The sequence below is a fragment of the Azospirillum sp. A29 genome (genome assembly GCF_042604625.1).
Taxonomy (GTDB): Bacteria; Pseudomonadota; Alphaproteobacteria; order Azospirillales; family Azospirillaceae; genus Azospirillum; species Azospirillum palustre.
Genome location: NZ_CP170467.1, coordinates 102,501 through 117,208 on the forward strand (window position 1 = coordinate 102,501; position 14,708 = coordinate 117,208).

Consider the following 14,708-nt stretch of genomic DNA (forward strand, 5'->3'; position numbering starts at 1 on the left):
AAGGGTGTCCGTGAGGCCGCCTGGAGGTATCGGAAGTGAGAATGCTGACATGAGTAGCGACAAACAGTGTGAGAAACACTGTCGCCGAAAGTCCAAGGGTTCCTGCGCAAGGTTAATCCACGCAGGGTGAGCCGGCCCCTAAGGCGAGGCCGAAAGGCGTAGTCGATGGGAACCACGTTAATATTCGTGGGCCTGGCGGAGGTGACGGATTGGAAAGCGTGTACGATCTTATCGGATTGATCGTGCTGTGGACCGGTTCCAGGAAATAGCCCCGCCTTACAGACCGTACCCCAAACCGACACAGGTGGACTGGTAGAGTATACCCAGGCGCTTGAGAGAATGGTGTTGAAGGAACTCGGCAAATTGCCCTCGTAACTTCGGAAGAAGAGGGCCCCGTTGTGGCGCAAGCCATGGCGGGGGGCACAGACCAGGGGGTAGCGACTGTTTACTAAAAACACAGGGCTCTGCGAAGCCACACAAGGCGACGTATAGGGTCTGACGCCTGCCCGGTGCCGGAAGGTTAAGAGGAGGAGTGCAAGCTCTGAATTGAAGCCCCGGTAAACGGCGGCCGTAACTATAACGGTCCTAAGGTAGCGAAATTCCTTGTCGGGTAAGTTCCGACCTGCACGAATGGCGTAACGACTTCCCCGCTGTCTCCAACACCAACTCAGCGAAATTGAACTCTCCGTGAAGATGCGGAGTTCCCGCGGTCAGACGGAAAGACCCCGTGCACCTTTACTACAGCTTTGCAGTGGTGCTAGGGACTTCATGTGTAGGATAGGTGGGAGGCTTGGAAACATGGGCGCCAGCTCGTGTGGAGCCAACCTTGAAATACCACCCTTGAAGTCTCTGGCATCTAACCGTGGCCCGTTATCCGGGTCCGGGACCCTGCATGGCGGGTAGTTTGACTGGGGCGGTCGCCTCCCAAAGTGTAACGGAGGCGCGCGATGGTGGGCTCAGAGCGGTCGGAAATCGCTCGACGAGTGCAATGGCATAAGCCCGCCTGACTGCAAGACTGACAAGTCGAGCAGAGACGAAAGTCGGCCATAGTGATCCGGTGGCTCCACGTGGACGGGCCATCGCTCAACGGATAAAAGGTACGCCGGGGATAACAGGCTGATGACTCCCAAGAGTCCATATCGACGGAGTCGTTTGGCACCTCGATGTCGGCTCATCACATCCTGGGGCTGGAGCAGGTCCCAAGGGTTCGGCTGTTCGCCGATTAAAGTGGTACGTGAGCTGGGTTTAGAACGTCGTGAGACAGTTCGGTCCCTATCTGCCGTGGGTGTCGGAGTTTTGCGAGGATTTGTCCCTAGTACGAGAGGACCGGGATGGACATACCTCTGGTGCACCGGTTGTCACGCCAGTGGCATGGCCGGGTAGCTAAGTATGGACGGGATAACCGCTGAAAGCATCTAAGCGGGAAACCCACCTCTAAACCAGAGCTCCCTTGAGAGCCGTGACAGACCATCACGTCGATAGGAGGCATGTGGACGGGCAGCAATGCCTGAAGCTAAGCCTTACTAATCGCTCGATCGGCTTGATCTCTCACCGGGCGCCATGCACAGCGGTAAGCCGCTTCATGGACGATCTGAAGACGCATCCCGTCACTTGAAACTCGATTTTATCGCGATCAGCGAAAAGGCCGCCTCCCTTGTGGGAAGGCGGCCTTCTCGCGTTTGGAGTTTGGGCTCTTCGTCTACTCGCCCAACGCCTTGAAGCCCATGTCGCTGTCGGCGATGGTGACGAACCAGTTCTTCGGATCGCCCACCGTACCGGTCAGTTCCGGCTGGTCGAGCGCCGGCCGCACCATCATGCGGGTCGGCGTGCGCAGGCCGTTCTTCAGGCAGAGGAAGCCCATCATCGACAGCGGCCGCGCCGCCTGGGCGTTCAGCGTCCTGCACATCAGTGCAACCATACCCTCCCGGCGCGCCAGTTCGGTCATCAGCGAGAAGGCCGCCATCAGCCAGCCCGGCCGGGCCAGATAGTCGCAGACCACGCCGACCGGTTCGCCCTTCCAGTGATCGACCCGCAGCACGACATAGGCCAGAACGGTCTCGCCGCGCATGACGTAGAAACGGCGGAAGCGGTCGGCCTGGGGGGACAGGTCGAAGCGCCAGTTCAGGAAGGCCCAGTCGCGCCGGGCGATCACCGAATGCTGCGGCGACGCCGCCTCCCAGAGGTCGTCGACGCGGTAGTCGAAACGGTCGATCTCCACCAGCCGGGCACCGAGCAGCTTGGCCGAAAGTCCATAGCCCATCGAGGCCGACGCTAACGCCGGCTTGCCCACCCTGGCGACCAGCTTGGCCAGACCGCCGCCATAGGGGCTGACGCGCAGGCAGCGCAGAGGGTCGATCACCCGCAGATATGTGGGCACATTGCCGAGGTCGAGCCAGCCGCCGCGCTTGTAGGATTTGTAGGCGGCCTCCGTCATCGACAGCGACACGGCGAGATCGCTGGCTCCGGTGTGGGTTTCCGACAGGGCGGGGCCGACGCCGCGCAGGCGCCATTCCGGGGCGACCATCAGATCGATCGCCCAGGAGGCCCGGCGGTTGCGCTCGCCGACCTTCAGGGCGAAGGGGATGCCGCCCTGCTGCCCGACCACCGCACCGTTCCGCTTGCACAGCCAGAGCTGCGGTCCTTCATGCTCCCGTTCCGGCGGCTCTTCGAACAGCCAATGGAAGTGGTCTGGGGACAGCTGGATTGCTTCGGCCCCGAAATGCGCGCGCTGGAATGCCTCCAGGGAGGCGTGGTCGCCCGGTTCATACCGGGCGACGCCACGTTGCTTCCAGTCGATGACGCTCATGCCTCATCCCCGACGGACACCGGCTGCACCAGATGGGCATCGCGCAGGATGCGGGCGGAGGTGCGGCGCTTGGCGGTGATGTCCTTGTAGACGCGGTGGACCTGCTGGACGGTCAGGTTCAGAGCTTCCGCGGCTTCCTCCTCGCTGGCGCCGCGACCGTAGGCGCAGAGCGCCAGATCCAGCTTGTCGTAGGGCAGGGCGTAGTAGAACTCCTCCTGCGACTGCGGCAGCGTGTAGGTGTCGGTGCTGGGCGACTGCGCCTGGATTTCCGCCGGCAGGCCGAGATAGGCCGCCATCTGGTAGACCTGCGACTTGTAGAGATGGGCGATCGGCTTGAGATCGGCCAGACCGTCGCCACCGCGCACGAAGAAGCCCAGCTCATATTCCAGCCGGTTCGGCGTGCCGAGCACGGCGTAGTTCAGGCGGTCGGCATGGGTGTATTCGACCGTCTTGCGCATGCGCTGCTTCAGGTTGGTGGCGGCGACGACATCGAGATAGACGTCCACCGGCATGCGGCTGGTCTGGCGCTCGCCGTCCGGCGATTCGACGGTCAGGGTGAAGTAGTTGACGCGGTCGGCATCCAGCAGGTTGCCGGCCAGGCCGATCTTCTGCTTCCAGCCTGGGCCGAACTCCGGGAACAGCCGGCGGATGGCGTTGTCGCGCCGCTCGTAGCAGCCGAGCGCCTCCAGCGGGCCGGTGATGTTCTCCATCACCGGGGTCACGCCGAGATGCTCGCAGAGCAGGGTGCCGAGGCGGGTGCTCTTCGGCGAATTTTCCTTTTCCGGCATCAGGATGCACAGCACGCGCTCCGGCCCGAGGGCGCGGACGGCGAGCGTGGCGCAGACCGAGCTGTCGATGCCGCCGGACACGCCGAGCACGATGCCCTGGCGGCGCAGATCATGGGCGACGATGCGTTGGATGGCGTCTTCGATCTCGCGAGCCGCGGCCGCGCAATCCAGATCGAGGGCCTTGGAGTCGAACGAGGTGAGGGCGTTCAGCATGGTCACGGTTCCCAATGGGGGTTGATGCATCGTCGGTCGGAAACGGTCGCGGCGATCAGGCCGCGGTGGGCTGGGGTGCGGCGGTCCGGGCGTTGCCGGCCAGATCCTCCAGCACGTGAATTTCGGCGCGGTCCAGGGCGGCCCGCTGGTCGCGGATGCTCTGGGGCAGTTCGTCGTGGACGTAGTGGGCCAGCATCTGCAGGGTCAGCGTGCCGACCAGCGCCATCTCCTCCCGCTCGCCTGCCATGCGGCCGTTCTGGCGGTGGGCCTTGTCGGCCAGGGCGGAGACGGCCGCGGCATCGGTCAGGCCGTAGCGGGCGAGGGCTTCCGGCGACAGCAGGTCGCGGACATAGTCCGGGGCGCCGTCGCCGAACAGGGCCGTGGTCATCGGCGCGCGATAGGGCCGCTTCGGCCGCTGGAAGATCTCGGCCGGCAGATGGCGGGCGGCGAGCCGGCGCAGAGCCAGCTTGTCGCGCAGGCCCAGCATCTTCACCCGGTCCGGCAGGGCGGCGCAGAGGTCGTCCACCGCCGGGTCGAGGAAGGGGTAGCGGACCTCGATGCTGTTGGCCATGGCGACGCGGTCGCCCTGGGCCGACAGCAGGTAGGGGGTCATGAAGGTGGCGATCTCCGCCCACTGGCTGCGCGCCAGCGGCGACCAGCGCGACCAGCCATCCGGCAGATGGGCCGCGACATGCGCCTCGAAGGCGGCATCGTCAGCGGTGGCCTGAACATCGGCGGACAGCAGGCGCTGCGACCAGGCGGTGTTCCGCCAGCGGGTGCGGTGGGCGTAGAAGGTCTCGTCGGTGTCCATCATCCCGCGCTTGAAGAAGGCCTGCCACAGCGGGCTGTCCTTCTGGCCGTTGACGGCGGCGAAGGGATGGACGCGGCCCAGCAGCTTCGGCCGCGCCTTGCTGTCGGGCTGACGCGCCCAGAAGCGGCGGACCTTGTCCTCCTTGAAGATGTCGTAGCCGGCCAGCCACTCGTCGGCACCCTCGCCGGACAGCACGACGCGGATGCCGCTCTCGCGCACCAGACGCGACAGCAGGAACAGCGGGGCGGGGGCGGTGCGGACCAGCGGCGTTTCGCCATGGCGGATGACGTCGGGCAGGGCGGCCTGGATGTCCTGCGGGCTGCAGAGGATGTCGTGATGCTCGGTCCCGACATGGCCGGCGACCAGCCGCTGCTGCGGCGTCTCGTCGAAGCCGGCATCGGTGAAGCGGACGCCGAAGCTGTGCATGTGGGTGGTGTCGAGCTTGCGGGCCAGCGCTGCGATCACCGAGCTATCGAGCCCGCCGCTGATATAGACGCCGACCGGCACGTCAGCGCGCAGCCGCAGCCGGATGGCGTCGAGTAGCTTCTCCTCCAGCCGGTCGGCGGCCTCGTCCAGCGAGAGCTTCGCCAGCGCCGGGTCGGTAGCGAAATCGGGCTGCCAGTAGCGGTCGACATGCAGCGCCAGCGTGGAGTCGACGCGGATCGCGGTGGCGGCCGGCACGCTCTCCACCCCAGCGAACACGCTACCGTGCGGCGCGGTGCTCCAGTGGGTGAAGACCTGGGCGAGGCGGGCCGGGTCGAAGGCCGGAGCCACCCGGCCGCCGCCGAACAGCGACTTGGCTTCGGATGCGAAGACCAGGTGGTCGCCGCGGCGGGCATAGAACAGCGGCAGGATGCCGAGCCGGTCGCGAACCAGCCACAGTTCGCGCCGCGTGGTGTCCCACAGGCAGATGGCGAACTGGCCGTTCAGCTTGGCCCAAGTGGCGGGGCCGTATTCCTCAAAGGCGTGGACGATCACCTCGGTATCGGTCTGGGTGTAGAAGCGGTGGCCACGCGCCTCCAGCTCCCGCCGCAGTTCGACATGGTTGAAGATCTCGCCGTTGAAGCTGATCCAGAGGGTGCGGTCTTCGTTGTGGATCGGCTGGAAGCCGCCGGCCAGACCGACGATGCTGAGACGCGCATGGGCAAGCCCGATGCGGTCGTCACGGTAGAAACCGTAGCCGTCCGGGCCGCGATGGCCCAGCATGGCGATCATGCGCTTCAGCTCGTCCAGACCGGCCGGTTCGGCACGCGATCCTGCGAGAACTCCGGCGACACCACACATGAGCGTGCTCTCTGTCCTGGGGTGGGTAGTGTTCGTGGTGGTGTTCTGTAGGGGGAGCGTTCCGCTCCTGTCCTGCCCGTTCCCCGCTATGCGGGGGAGCGGACGGATGCCGCCGCCGGACGTGCCAGCTTGCCGATTTCCTCCACCAGTTCCGCCCGCCGGATTTTGCCGGAGTCGGTCTTCGGCAGGCTGTCGCGGAACTCGATGAATTTCGGCACGAGGTGGCTTTCCAGCCGGCCGCGGCAGTGCTGGCGGATCGCCGCGTCTGACAAGGCGACACCGTCACGGGCGACGAGGAAGGCCTTGACCGCCAACCCGTCGGCATCGTCGGGAACGCCGATCACGCAGGCTTCCAGCACACCCTCCAGCTCGTACAGAGCGTTCTCGACCTCCTTGGGGCTGACCTTCTCGCCACGGCATTTGAAGACGTCGTCCTTGCGGCTGACGAAGTAGAGGTGCCCCTCGGCGTCCTGGGTGAACAGGTCGCCGGTGAACAGCAGGGTCTCGCCCTGCGGGCCGCGGCGCAGACGCCGGGCTGTCTCCTCCGGCCGGTTCCAATAGCCGCGCATCACATTGGCGCCGCGCACCACCAGCTCGCCGACCTGACCGGGAGGAAGGCGACTGCCCTCCTCGTCGGCGACGAAGGCTTCGCAGTTGGGGATGGCGCGTCCGACCGAAGCCGGCTTCAGCTCCAGTTCGGCGGGATCGAGCGTGCTGATGCGGGTGCAACACTCGGTCATGCCGTACATGGAATGGAAGACCGCCTGGGGGAAGCGCTCGCGCAGCCGCTGGAGATGGGCGGCCGGCAGCGGGGCGGCGGCGTTGGTCAGGTAGCGAAGCGAGCTGAGATCGGCGGTCTTCGCCGCTTCCAGCCCCAGCAGGGTGGAGAAAACGGTCGGCACGCCGGGCAGGCCGGTGACGCGGTGCTGCACCATCCGCTTCAGCGTTTCCAACGGGAAGGCGAAGGAACGCTCCAGCACCAGGGTGAAGCCGACGCGGGCGCCGGTCAGCACCTGGGACAGGCCATAGCCGAAGGTCAGCGGCAGGACGCACATCACCACATCGTCGGGGGTGTTCTCCAGATAGGTCGAGATTGCCCAGCTGGTGTTGACGTAGTTGGCGTGGGTCAGCATCACGCCCTTCGGCCGGCCGGTGGTGCCGGACGTGTACATGATGGCCGCCAGATCCTGGTCGATCAGGCCCGGCTCGGCCGGCTGCCGGTGCTGTGCGGCCAGCGCGTCGGCATAGAGCAGGCCGGTGGCACCGTCGGGCAGGCCGGCGCCCACCCACAGCACCGTCGGCGGCGTCTCCACCGTCTCCAGCGCCGGCAGGACCTGCCGGGCCAAGGCGGATGGCGCAATCAGGACCCGGATGCCGGCGTCGGCCAGCAGATAGGTCAGCTTGTCGGCCTTGGTGGAGGGGTTGACGGGCACGAACACGCCGCCGGCCTTCAGCGTGCCGAACAGGCCGGCGACATATTCGATGGAGTTCTCCAGCATCACCGCGACGCGGTCGCCGCGGGCAATCCCCGCTGACTGGAGCGCGCAGGCGACGGCGTCGCTTTCACGGTCCAGCTCGGCGAAGCTGCGGCGGGCATCCCCGGCGATCAGCGCGGTGCGGGAGGGATCCCGCTTGGCCGTCTCGCTGAGGAACTGGTGAACCAGATGGGCCATGGTGATGTCCTTCTTCGCCCGTCTTTTGGCCGCTCGCATTCCCGCTCCCCTTGGGATCAGGCGGCGTTGCGCAGTTCCTGCTTGCGGCCGACGAAAGCGGCGATGCGGTCCACCGATTCCAGGTTGTCGGCGACCATGTCGTCGTCATCCACGGCAATGCCGAAGCGCTCTTCCAGGAAGGCGACGACGTGCATGATGCCGGTGCTGTCGATGATCCCCGATTCCAACAGGGATTCGCTGTTGTCGAAGCCGGAGTCCTTGCCGAGCAGGAAATTCTCCACGATGAAGGCGCGGATTTCCGGCAGGGCGGGAGCGGTCAGGGTCGTGTCGGTCAGGGTGGCGGTCCGCATGTCTCTGAAAACTCCTGCTGGGTTCGGTCGACTTGGGTTGTCGTAAAGGGGGTGTCGTAACGGGGGTTCGGTCGGGAAGCCGGTCGGTCTGAACGGAGAGCCGGGTGTTCGGCCGGGACGCTGTCGGGGGTAGGTCCGGCTACCCCCTGTCATGTGTCCCGCTGTTTTCCGGCTCCTTGTTCTCGCATCCGCCTGATATGCAATTTTATTGTGATGCTCGCGGTGGTTTGCGAGGGCTCAAAGGATAGGAGTGGATTGAAGTCTGTGGTTAGCCACTCTGTTGTCCCGTAATAGAGCTTGTCGCGGGACGCTTGACGTTCGGCTTGGCGCCTGCGCTTACGGTCATACGCCTGCCGACTTGGGCTTTACCATCGAACCTGTCCATTCGGGCGTTGCCCCATTGGCCGAATCGCCGGTGTTCGCGGCCTTGCGCTTGCGCAGCCAGGCCGGGATACCGGTCAGCTGGACGCTGAGCCACTCCACGGTGGCGTCGTCGGACACCGGAAAGGCCTTCAGCCGCAAGGGATCGGTCGAAGCGTCGTTGAAGCCGGGGTCGATGGTGCGGGCGGTGCGGTAGCCGGCACGCCGGATCTCCTCCACCTCGCGGTCGCTGAAATCGCCGTTGGGGAAGGCGAAATGACGGCAGGATCGGCCCAGCGCCTCCTCCAGCTCGGCACGGCACAGGGCGATCTCGTCGGAGCAGCGGTCGTCATCACATTGCAGAAGGATCGGATGGGTACGGGTGTGGGCGCCGTAATCGGCGACATCGGTCATCCGCGCGATCTCGTCCCAGGTCATCGCCTGACGGTCTTCGCCATCCTTGTCGGGATCGTTGCCGGCCTCGGCCAGCAGGCGGCGGCGTTCCGGGTCGGGCACGCGCTTCAGCCGTTCCACCCCGATGCCGTCGGCGGCGGCGGTCTTCCACCAGTAGGGGCGGGCGGTGCCGACGATCTGGCTGCACAGGTAGATGGTCGGACGCAGGTCGAATTCGCGGAACAAAGGCGCCAGCGCGGTGTTGCTCCGGTGCCCGTCGTCGAAGGTGATGACCAGCGGATAATCCGGCAGCTTGTCCCAGCGGCCGGTCTCCATCGCGGTGGCGACGGCATCGAGCGTGGTGAAGCCGTAATGCTTGGCGTACCAGCGCAGATGCTCGCGCAGCACCTCCGGGGCCGGATCGTGGTAGACGACGATGGTGACCGCATTCCGCGCCTTCAGGAACCGCTGCATCGCACCGAATCCCGACCAGCGCACCAGATTGGCAATGGCGTTTTTCATGGTGCCCCTTCCTTCATGTCGATGCTCCCGGTTCGGGTCCGGGCCCAGGTCTTTGCCTGGGCTCGATCGGCCTGAGCCGGGAGAGGCCTGCCGCTTTTCGGATCAGCCGGTGGTGCTCTTCGAATGGCCTGCCGGTCCGGCGGCCGGAACCGGTCCGGCGGGAACGGCGGGCGACGTGCTCAGGCTGCCGCGCGCGTTGCGGCGGTAGATCTCCAGCAGCCGTTCGCGGAACACGGCGACGTCGAACTGGCGCTCCCACCGCGCGCGGGCACCGGCGCTGAGGTTGCGGCGCAGGGTGCGGTCGTCGATCACCCGCGCCAGCGCATCGGCCAGCGCAGCCACGTCACCCGGCGGAACGAGCAGTCCGGTCTCCCCGTCGGCGATGGCGTCGGGGACGCTGCCGACCGGGGTGGCGACGATGGTCAGTCCCTCCGCCATCGCTTCCAGGACGGACATCGGCAGACCTTCGAACATCGACGGCTGGACCAGCACATGGGCGCCGGCCAGCTCGCGCCGGCAGCCGGCCTGATCCAGCCAGCCGGTGAAGCGCACGCGGTCGGCGATGCCCAGTTCCGTCGCGAGGCTGCGGTAGGTTTCCAGATCGCCGTCCCCGGCAATGGTGACCTGCCAGTTGCGGTCGCGGCAGGTGGGGGACGCCAGCGCGTTCAGCAGGACGTCGATCCCTTTCAGCTTGATCAGCCGGCCGAGGAACAGCAGGCGGACCGGGCCGGCGAAGTCCTCTTCCGCATCGTCGCGCACCGGCGGCGATGCCGGACCCGGCACGGCATTGTGCAGCAGGGTGGTGCGCTGACGCGCCTCCGGCCCGAAAGCCTCGGCCACCCAATCGCGCCAGAACTCGCCCAGCACGACGATCTCGCTGGTCATCGCCATCATGCGGCGGATCGCCCAGCGCATCACCGGACCGGCGTCCTTGAACTGCTTGGGGAAGCGCCCGCCATGCAGATGCAGGATCACCGGCACGCCGAAGGTGCGCGCCATGGCGATCAGGATGCCCTTGCGCAGGACACTGCCGTATTCGGCCATATGGATGTGGACGAGATCGGCCTTGCTGGCGGCAAAGCAACCGGCAAGCCGCGCGGTCGCCCGCGCGAAATAGAGGGGCATCAGGTGGAATTTGCCAGGGCCGTAGCTGTCGATCACCTCGAACTTCACGTCCGGGCAATTTTGCCGGAAATCGGTCGTGAAGTTGTCGACCACACGGCCCATTCCGCCTTTCTCCTGGGTACCGCCGGGGGAGACGATATAGATCATGTCCGCTCCTGATCCTTTCCCGGCCCGCCTTTCCTGCGTTGCGCCCCGGCTTTTACCGTGTGACGTCCGTCTTTCGACGGCTGCGGCGGGCTTGTTATGTTTTCGGCCTCTGTTCCTTGACGGCCCGACAATCAGGCCGTGACAGGTGCGTCGCGGTGCGGCCGATGGGCTGCCGCCCTTTGGAACGCGCCGCAGCCGGAGGCCGGGCAGCGTTCACGTGCAAGTTTACGCGATGCAGCATTCGTACGCTGTGGAGCGACCGAACGGGTTGGCCTGCCGGTATGGTTACCCAACCTGTGCATGTGCGACTCCCTTTCGGCTATGCCCGCATTGATTGTTTTCTAATCCGATCATCGATATTTGCGTGACCATGGCCTACCGCCGTTTGGATGCGGTGGCGGCCGATCCGGCCAGCTTGTCCAGGTCCCCGGAAAGCTCGACGGCGCCGCGGTCCAGCTCCTGGTAGATCGCCAGAAGCGACTTGGCGTAGGCGTCGATGACGAACTGTTTCAGGAACAGCCGGCGGCCGTTCTCCGCCAGCCGGCGATAGAGGTCCGCGTCGTGGCCGACCTCATTCACGGCATCGGCCAGGGCACCGGGGTCGTTCACCGGGATGATCCGGGCGGTTTCGCTGTCGGTCAGCACCTCCGGGATCGATCCCACCGGCGTGGTGATGACCGGCAGTTGCGCCGACAGCGCCTCCAGGATCACCATCGGCAGCCCTTCATGGGTCGAGGGCAGCAGCAGCATGTCGTGCGACCGGATGTGCGCATGCGCTTCCTCCCGGCCGATCCAGCCCAGGAAGCGGCATTCCTCCGCCACCCCCAGTTCGGCCGCCATGGCGCGGTAGCCGTCGACGTCGCCGCCGCCGCCGATGGTCACCCGGAAGGGCTGGCCGCGCTCCTTCAGCAGCGCACAGGCGCGCAGCAGCGTGCCGATGCCCTTGCGCTCGGACAGGTTTGCGAGCACCAGCAGGGACAGGACAGCACCCGGTGCCGGCGGTTTCGGCGCGCCGAGGTCGGCGCCGACATCCGGCACGGCGTTGTAGAGCACCCGGATCTTGCGGGGATCGGTGCGGACCGACTGGACCAGGAAGTCGCGCCAGTTGTCGCCGAGCACCACCACCCGGCCGCAGCGGTTGAACAGCCAGCGGCTGATGCCGCGGGCGAACATGCCGCCCTCGAAGAACTCGACGAAGGAGGCACCGTGCAGGTGGACGACGGTCGGGCAGGACATCAGCCCCGACACCAGCTGGACCGCCGCCTTGCGCAGGAAGCTCGCACGCTCCGACACGTTGATGTGCACGACGGAAGCCCGGCGGCGGGCAAGGATCCAGCCCAGCCGGGCCAGGGTTACGCCGAGATATAAGGGTGACAGCAGAACGCTACCGGTACCGCGGGTGTCGAGGATGATGGAGCGGGTCGTGCCCGACCTGTCGAACTGGTCGACCACATAGCCCGTCATGCGGCCGATGCCACCGCCGCCATCGAGTGCGCCCGGCGTCGCGAACACGACGACGGTCCGGGTGGGCGCATCCGGTTGGCCGGTGGGGGTGCGGATGTCGTTGGTGCTGTCCATAGGCGTCGGGGTCCTTTTCGTGCTCAGGCAGCGTCGGACGCGGAGAACAAGGCCTGCCGCAGGCGGCGGCGCAGGCCGACCGGCATCAGCGAATGCATGGTGAAGGTGGCGAGAGCCATCGGTGTCGGCTGGCCATCGCGCAGAGCCGAATTCAGGATCCGCCAGCGCGTGCCGGCGGTGCGGGCCGCCTGCTCGCCGCCGGTCGCCTGCAACAGCAGGCTGGCATAGGCGCGCGGCGACAGGTGGTCGCGCATCGACTCGGCCCATTCCAGCGCCTGGTTGATGTTGTGGCAGGTCGACAGGGTGACGCGGTTGTTTTCCTCGGTGTAGTGGACGGCCATCACGTCGGGGATGTGGACCAGCGCCACCCCATCGATCCGGCCGCAGGTGATCAGCCATTCCCAGTCGTCGAAGCGGGATTTGGGGACCGGGTTGCGCAGCAGCAGCGCCTTGGGCGCCAGCAGCGTGGTGGTGGGGGCGAAAGTCTCGCCCTTGAACAGGCCGCGGCGGACGAACAGATAGTCGCCGATGGCATCGACCGGGGTGGCGAGACGCCGGGGCCAGGCGAAGGTGCCGCGGGCGGTCACCACCTGGCAGCGGCAGCTGACGATGGGGAAGCGGATGCCGGCCGGGCGGCCCGCCATCTGCAACTCCACCTTCTCCGGCATCCAATGGTCGTCGTCGTCCAGGAAGGCGATCCAGTCGCCTCGTGCGGCGCGCACGCCGATGTTGCGGGCCTCCGCGGCGCCGTGGTTCGTTTCAAGCTCCATCACGGTCAGCCGCGGATCGGCCAGTGTCGCCAGATGCGAGGCGGTGGCCGGATCCGGACCGTCGATCACCACGATGACGTCGAGGTCGCGATGGGTCTGGTCGAGAGCGCTGCGCACCGCCCGCATCACCATGTCCGGGCGGTTGCGGGTGGGGATCACGACCGTAACCTGATTGTTGGTCGCCTGTTCGCTGTTTGCCGGGCGGTTGCTGCTTGCCGGCTCGTTCTTCGGGCTCATGGGTCTGCCTTCGGTCGAAGGGAAATGGGAAAGGTCGCAGGGGACGGGGGACTGGAGCGCCCTGCCGCTACTGCCGGGACAGGGGGCCGGGATAGGGGCCGGCATAGGCGGCCCGTCCGGCATAAGCGGGGGAGGGGACGCTGGCTGCGGCGTTCCGGCGCAGGCGGTGCTCTTCGGCCGCCCGGTCATTCAGCAGGCGCTGCCAGCGGCTCTGCTGGATCAGCCGGACGACGGCGATAGTGGCGATCACCCAGTTCATCGAATGGCGTTCGGCGAACACGCTTTCGGACACCGACACCGCCAGCAGGGCGCAGCCGACGGCGAAGGCCCAGGCGGCTTCCGGCCGGCTGTTGCCGTAGCGGGCGGCGAAGAAGCCCTGGAACAGCATGCGGCCTAGCACCGCCACCACCAGCGCGACACCGACGAGGCCGAGGTCGAGCGTCAGTTCCAGCCAGCCGCTGTGGGCCGAGGTAATGCCCCAGTCGCGGGTGAAGCTGGAGCCCGGTCCGTTGAAGCCGGACCAGTAGGCGGCGTAGCCATAGCCTTGCAGCGGCCGCTCGCCGACCGAGTGGACGATGTGTTCCCACAGCACGGTGCGGCCGGTCAGGGTCGGGTCGCGGCCCAGCGCGTAGAGCACGTCGTACCAGAAGGTAGCGCCGGCGGTGACCATGATCACCAGCAGGGCCAGCAGCAGCGCCATGGTGGGCGCGAAGTTGCGGATGCTGCCGCGCAGCATGGTGGTCGACAGCAGGGCCACCGACACCAGGACCGAGGTAACGAGGCCAGTGCCGGACCGGCTCATCACGATCAGCAGCATCGCAAGCAGGATCAGCGGCCGGGTGAGCCAGCGGCCCATTTCCTTCTGCCAGTCCAGCCAGACCAGCGCCAGCACCAGCCAGACCATCATGCGGCCGGTCACGTTCTTCTGGAAGAACACGCCCTTCCAGGCGCCGACATGCTGCGCGCTGTCCAGACCGATGGTCGGCATCGCGAAGATCATGAAGAAGGAGACGAACATCAGGAACGACAGCCCGACCACCAGCAGCCGCATGATCTCCGGGAAACGGAAGCGCAAAGCGAGCCAGATGCCGAACACCGTCGTGAACATGAAGGCGATCGACCGGCGCAGCGTGATGTCCGGGAACAGCGACCAAAGCGCGGTCAGGAAGGCGAAGGCGATCATCGCCGTCAGCGCCGGGCTGGCGAAGGGGATCTGGAAGGCGATGGCCGGCCGCAGCGCGATGGCGGCCAGTACCAGAACATAAAGACCGCCATACAGGATGGTGACGCCGGCCGATTCCAGATCGCCCGCGAGCGGGTCGCCGCCGGTCAGCATCAGCGGAAGCACCGAGCCTCCGAAGGCGATGATGCCGATGACGGCGATGCTTTTTTCCAGAAAATCCAGGATTTTCATCGGCTTTCCCTTAGGCTGCCGTACCGTGTTCGGCTGTGCAGCACTGAAGATGCGGATGACACCCCTCATCTCGTAGCCGGGCGGTGGCATTAGACCGAAGGAGGCCGGGCCCGAAAGGGGTAGCCGCTTTCGCGCCACCCCCTCCCTTTGCCGCCCGATAAAGGGAATGGATCCTAAGGATTCCAACAAAAAGACCCCCGCGAGGGTGGCGCGGGGGTCCGGCTGGCATCCGGTTCG

Annotated in this window: 10 protein-coding genes and 1 rRNA gene (1 of these 11 only partly in view); 1 reads left to right on the forward strand and 10 read right to left on the reverse strand. The window is 66.3% G+C overall.

The window, feature by feature from the left end; genetic code table 11:
- Positions 1–1,548 (forward strand): 23S ribosomal RNA (locus tag ABNQ38_RS28620); it begins 1,197 nt to the left of the window's first position.
- A gap of 151 nt (positions 1,549–1,699) precedes the next feature.
- On the opposite strand, the gene ABNQ38_RS28625 is transcribed toward ABNQ38_RS28620, so the two are convergent.
- The 10 genes from ABNQ38_RS28625 to ABNQ38_RS28670 all read right to left on the reverse strand — a co-directional run bounded on the left by ABNQ38_RS28625 (position 1,700) and on the right by ABNQ38_RS28670 (position 14,471).
- Positions 1,700–2,806: a GNAT family N-acetyltransferase gene (locus tag ABNQ38_RS28625; protein ID WP_377810720.1), complete on the reverse strand. Its 1,107-nt coding sequence runs from the start codon at positions 2,804–2,806 to the stop codon at positions 1,700–1,702.
- Positions 2,803–3,807: an NAD(+) synthase gene (gene nadE / locus ABNQ38_RS28630; RefSeq protein WP_098737746.1), complete on the reverse strand. Its 1,005-nt coding sequence runs from the start codon at positions 3,805–3,807 to the stop codon at positions 2,803–2,805. The genes ABNQ38_RS28625 and nadE overlap by 4 nt, the downstream gene beginning before the upstream one ends.
- Before the next feature lie 55 nt (positions 3,808–3,862).
- The gene (gene asnB / locus ABNQ38_RS28635) at positions 3,863–5,902 is read right to left on the reverse strand and encodes an asparagine synthase (glutamine-hydrolyzing) (RefSeq protein WP_377810721.1); all 2,040 of its coding nucleotides are present in this window, start codon (positions 5,900–5,902) and stop codon (positions 3,863–3,865) included.
- 86 nt (positions 5,903–5,988) lie between these two features.
- Positions 5,989–7,614 (reverse strand): class I adenylate-forming enzyme family protein, encoded by a 1,626-nt coding sequence (locus ABNQ38_RS28640; protein ID WP_377810722.1) that lies wholly within the window; start codon positions 7,612–7,614, stop codon positions 5,989–5,991.
- A 17-nt stretch (positions 7,615–7,631) separates the two neighbouring features.
- On the reverse strand, positions 7,632–7,925 hold the full coding sequence (locus ABNQ38_RS28645) for a phosphopantetheine-binding protein (RefSeq protein ID WP_098737743.1): 294 nt from the start codon (positions 7,923–7,925) through the stop codon (positions 7,632–7,634).
- 342 nt (positions 7,926–8,267) lie between these two features.
- Positions 8,268–9,200: a polysaccharide deacetylase family protein gene (locus ABNQ38_RS28650; protein WP_377810723.1), complete on the reverse strand. Its 933-nt coding sequence runs from the start codon at positions 9,198–9,200 to the stop codon at positions 8,268–8,270.
- A gap of 102 nt (positions 9,201–9,302) precedes the next feature.
- Positions 9,303–10,472 carry a glycosyltransferase family 4 protein gene (locus ABNQ38_RS28655; protein ID WP_377810724.1) on the reverse strand — a complete coding sequence of 390 codons (1,170 nt, stop codon included), beginning with the start codon at positions 10,470–10,472 and terminating at the stop codon, positions 9,303–9,305.
- 375 nt (positions 10,473–10,847) lie between these two features.
- Positions 10,848–12,050: a glycosyltransferase family 4 protein gene (locus tag ABNQ38_RS28660; protein WP_377810725.1), complete on the reverse strand. Its 1,203-nt coding sequence runs from the start codon at positions 12,048–12,050 to the stop codon at positions 10,848–10,850.
- A gap of 23 nt (positions 12,051–12,073) precedes the next feature.
- Complete coding sequence (locus ABNQ38_RS28665; RefSeq protein WP_377810726.1) at positions 12,074–13,057, reverse strand: glycosyltransferase family 2 protein; 984 nt, start codon at positions 13,055–13,057, stop codon at positions 12,074–12,076.
- A gap of 67 nt (positions 13,058–13,124) precedes the next feature.
- Positions 13,125–14,471, reverse strand: a complete 1,347-nt coding sequence (locus tag ABNQ38_RS28670; protein ID WP_377810727.1) for an O-antigen ligase family protein — start codon at positions 14,469–14,471, stop codon at positions 13,125–13,127.
- Positions 14,472–14,708 lie beyond the last annotated feature (237 nt).

Excerpts from the sequence above, each read along its gene's own strand:
- asnB (WP_377810721.1), bottom strand. The coding sequence starts at position 5,902 with ATGTGTGGTGTCGCCGGAGTTCTCGCAGGATCGCGTGCCGAACCGGCC.
- ABNQ38_RS28665 (WP_377810726.1), bottom strand. The coding sequence starts at position 13,057 with ATGAGCCCGAAGAACGAGCCGGCAAGCAGCAACCGCCCGGCAAACAGC.
- ABNQ38_RS28640 (WP_377810722.1), bottom strand. The coding sequence starts at position 7,614 with ATGCGAGCGGCCAAAAGACGGGCGAAGAAGGACATCACCATGGCCCAT.
- ABNQ38_RS28650 (WP_377810723.1), bottom strand. The coding sequence starts at position 9,200 with ATGAAAAACGCCATTGCCAATCTGGTGCGCTGGTCGGGATTCGGTGCG.
- ABNQ38_RS28670 (WP_377810727.1), bottom strand. The coding sequence starts at position 14,471 with ATGAAAATCCTGGATTTTCTGGAAAAAAGCATCGCCGTCATCGGCATC.
- ABNQ38_RS28655 (WP_377810724.1), bottom strand. The coding sequence starts at position 10,472 with ATGATCTATATCGTCTCCCCCGGCGGTACCCAGGAGAAAGGCGGAATG.
- ABNQ38_RS28660 (WP_377810725.1), bottom strand. The coding sequence starts at position 12,050 with ATGGACAGCACCAACGACATCCGCACCCCCACCGGCCAACCGGATGCG.
- nadE (WP_098737746.1), bottom strand. The coding sequence starts at position 3,807 with ATGCTGAACGCCCTCACCTCGTTCGACTCCAAGGCCCTCGATCTGGAT.
- ABNQ38_RS28645 (WP_098737743.1), bottom strand. The coding sequence starts at position 7,925 with ATGCGGACCGCCACCCTGACCGACACGACCCTGACCGCTCCCGCCCTG.
- ABNQ38_RS28625 (WP_377810720.1), bottom strand. The coding sequence starts at position 2,806 with ATGAGCGTCATCGACTGGAAGCAACGTGGCGTCGCCCGGTATGAACCG.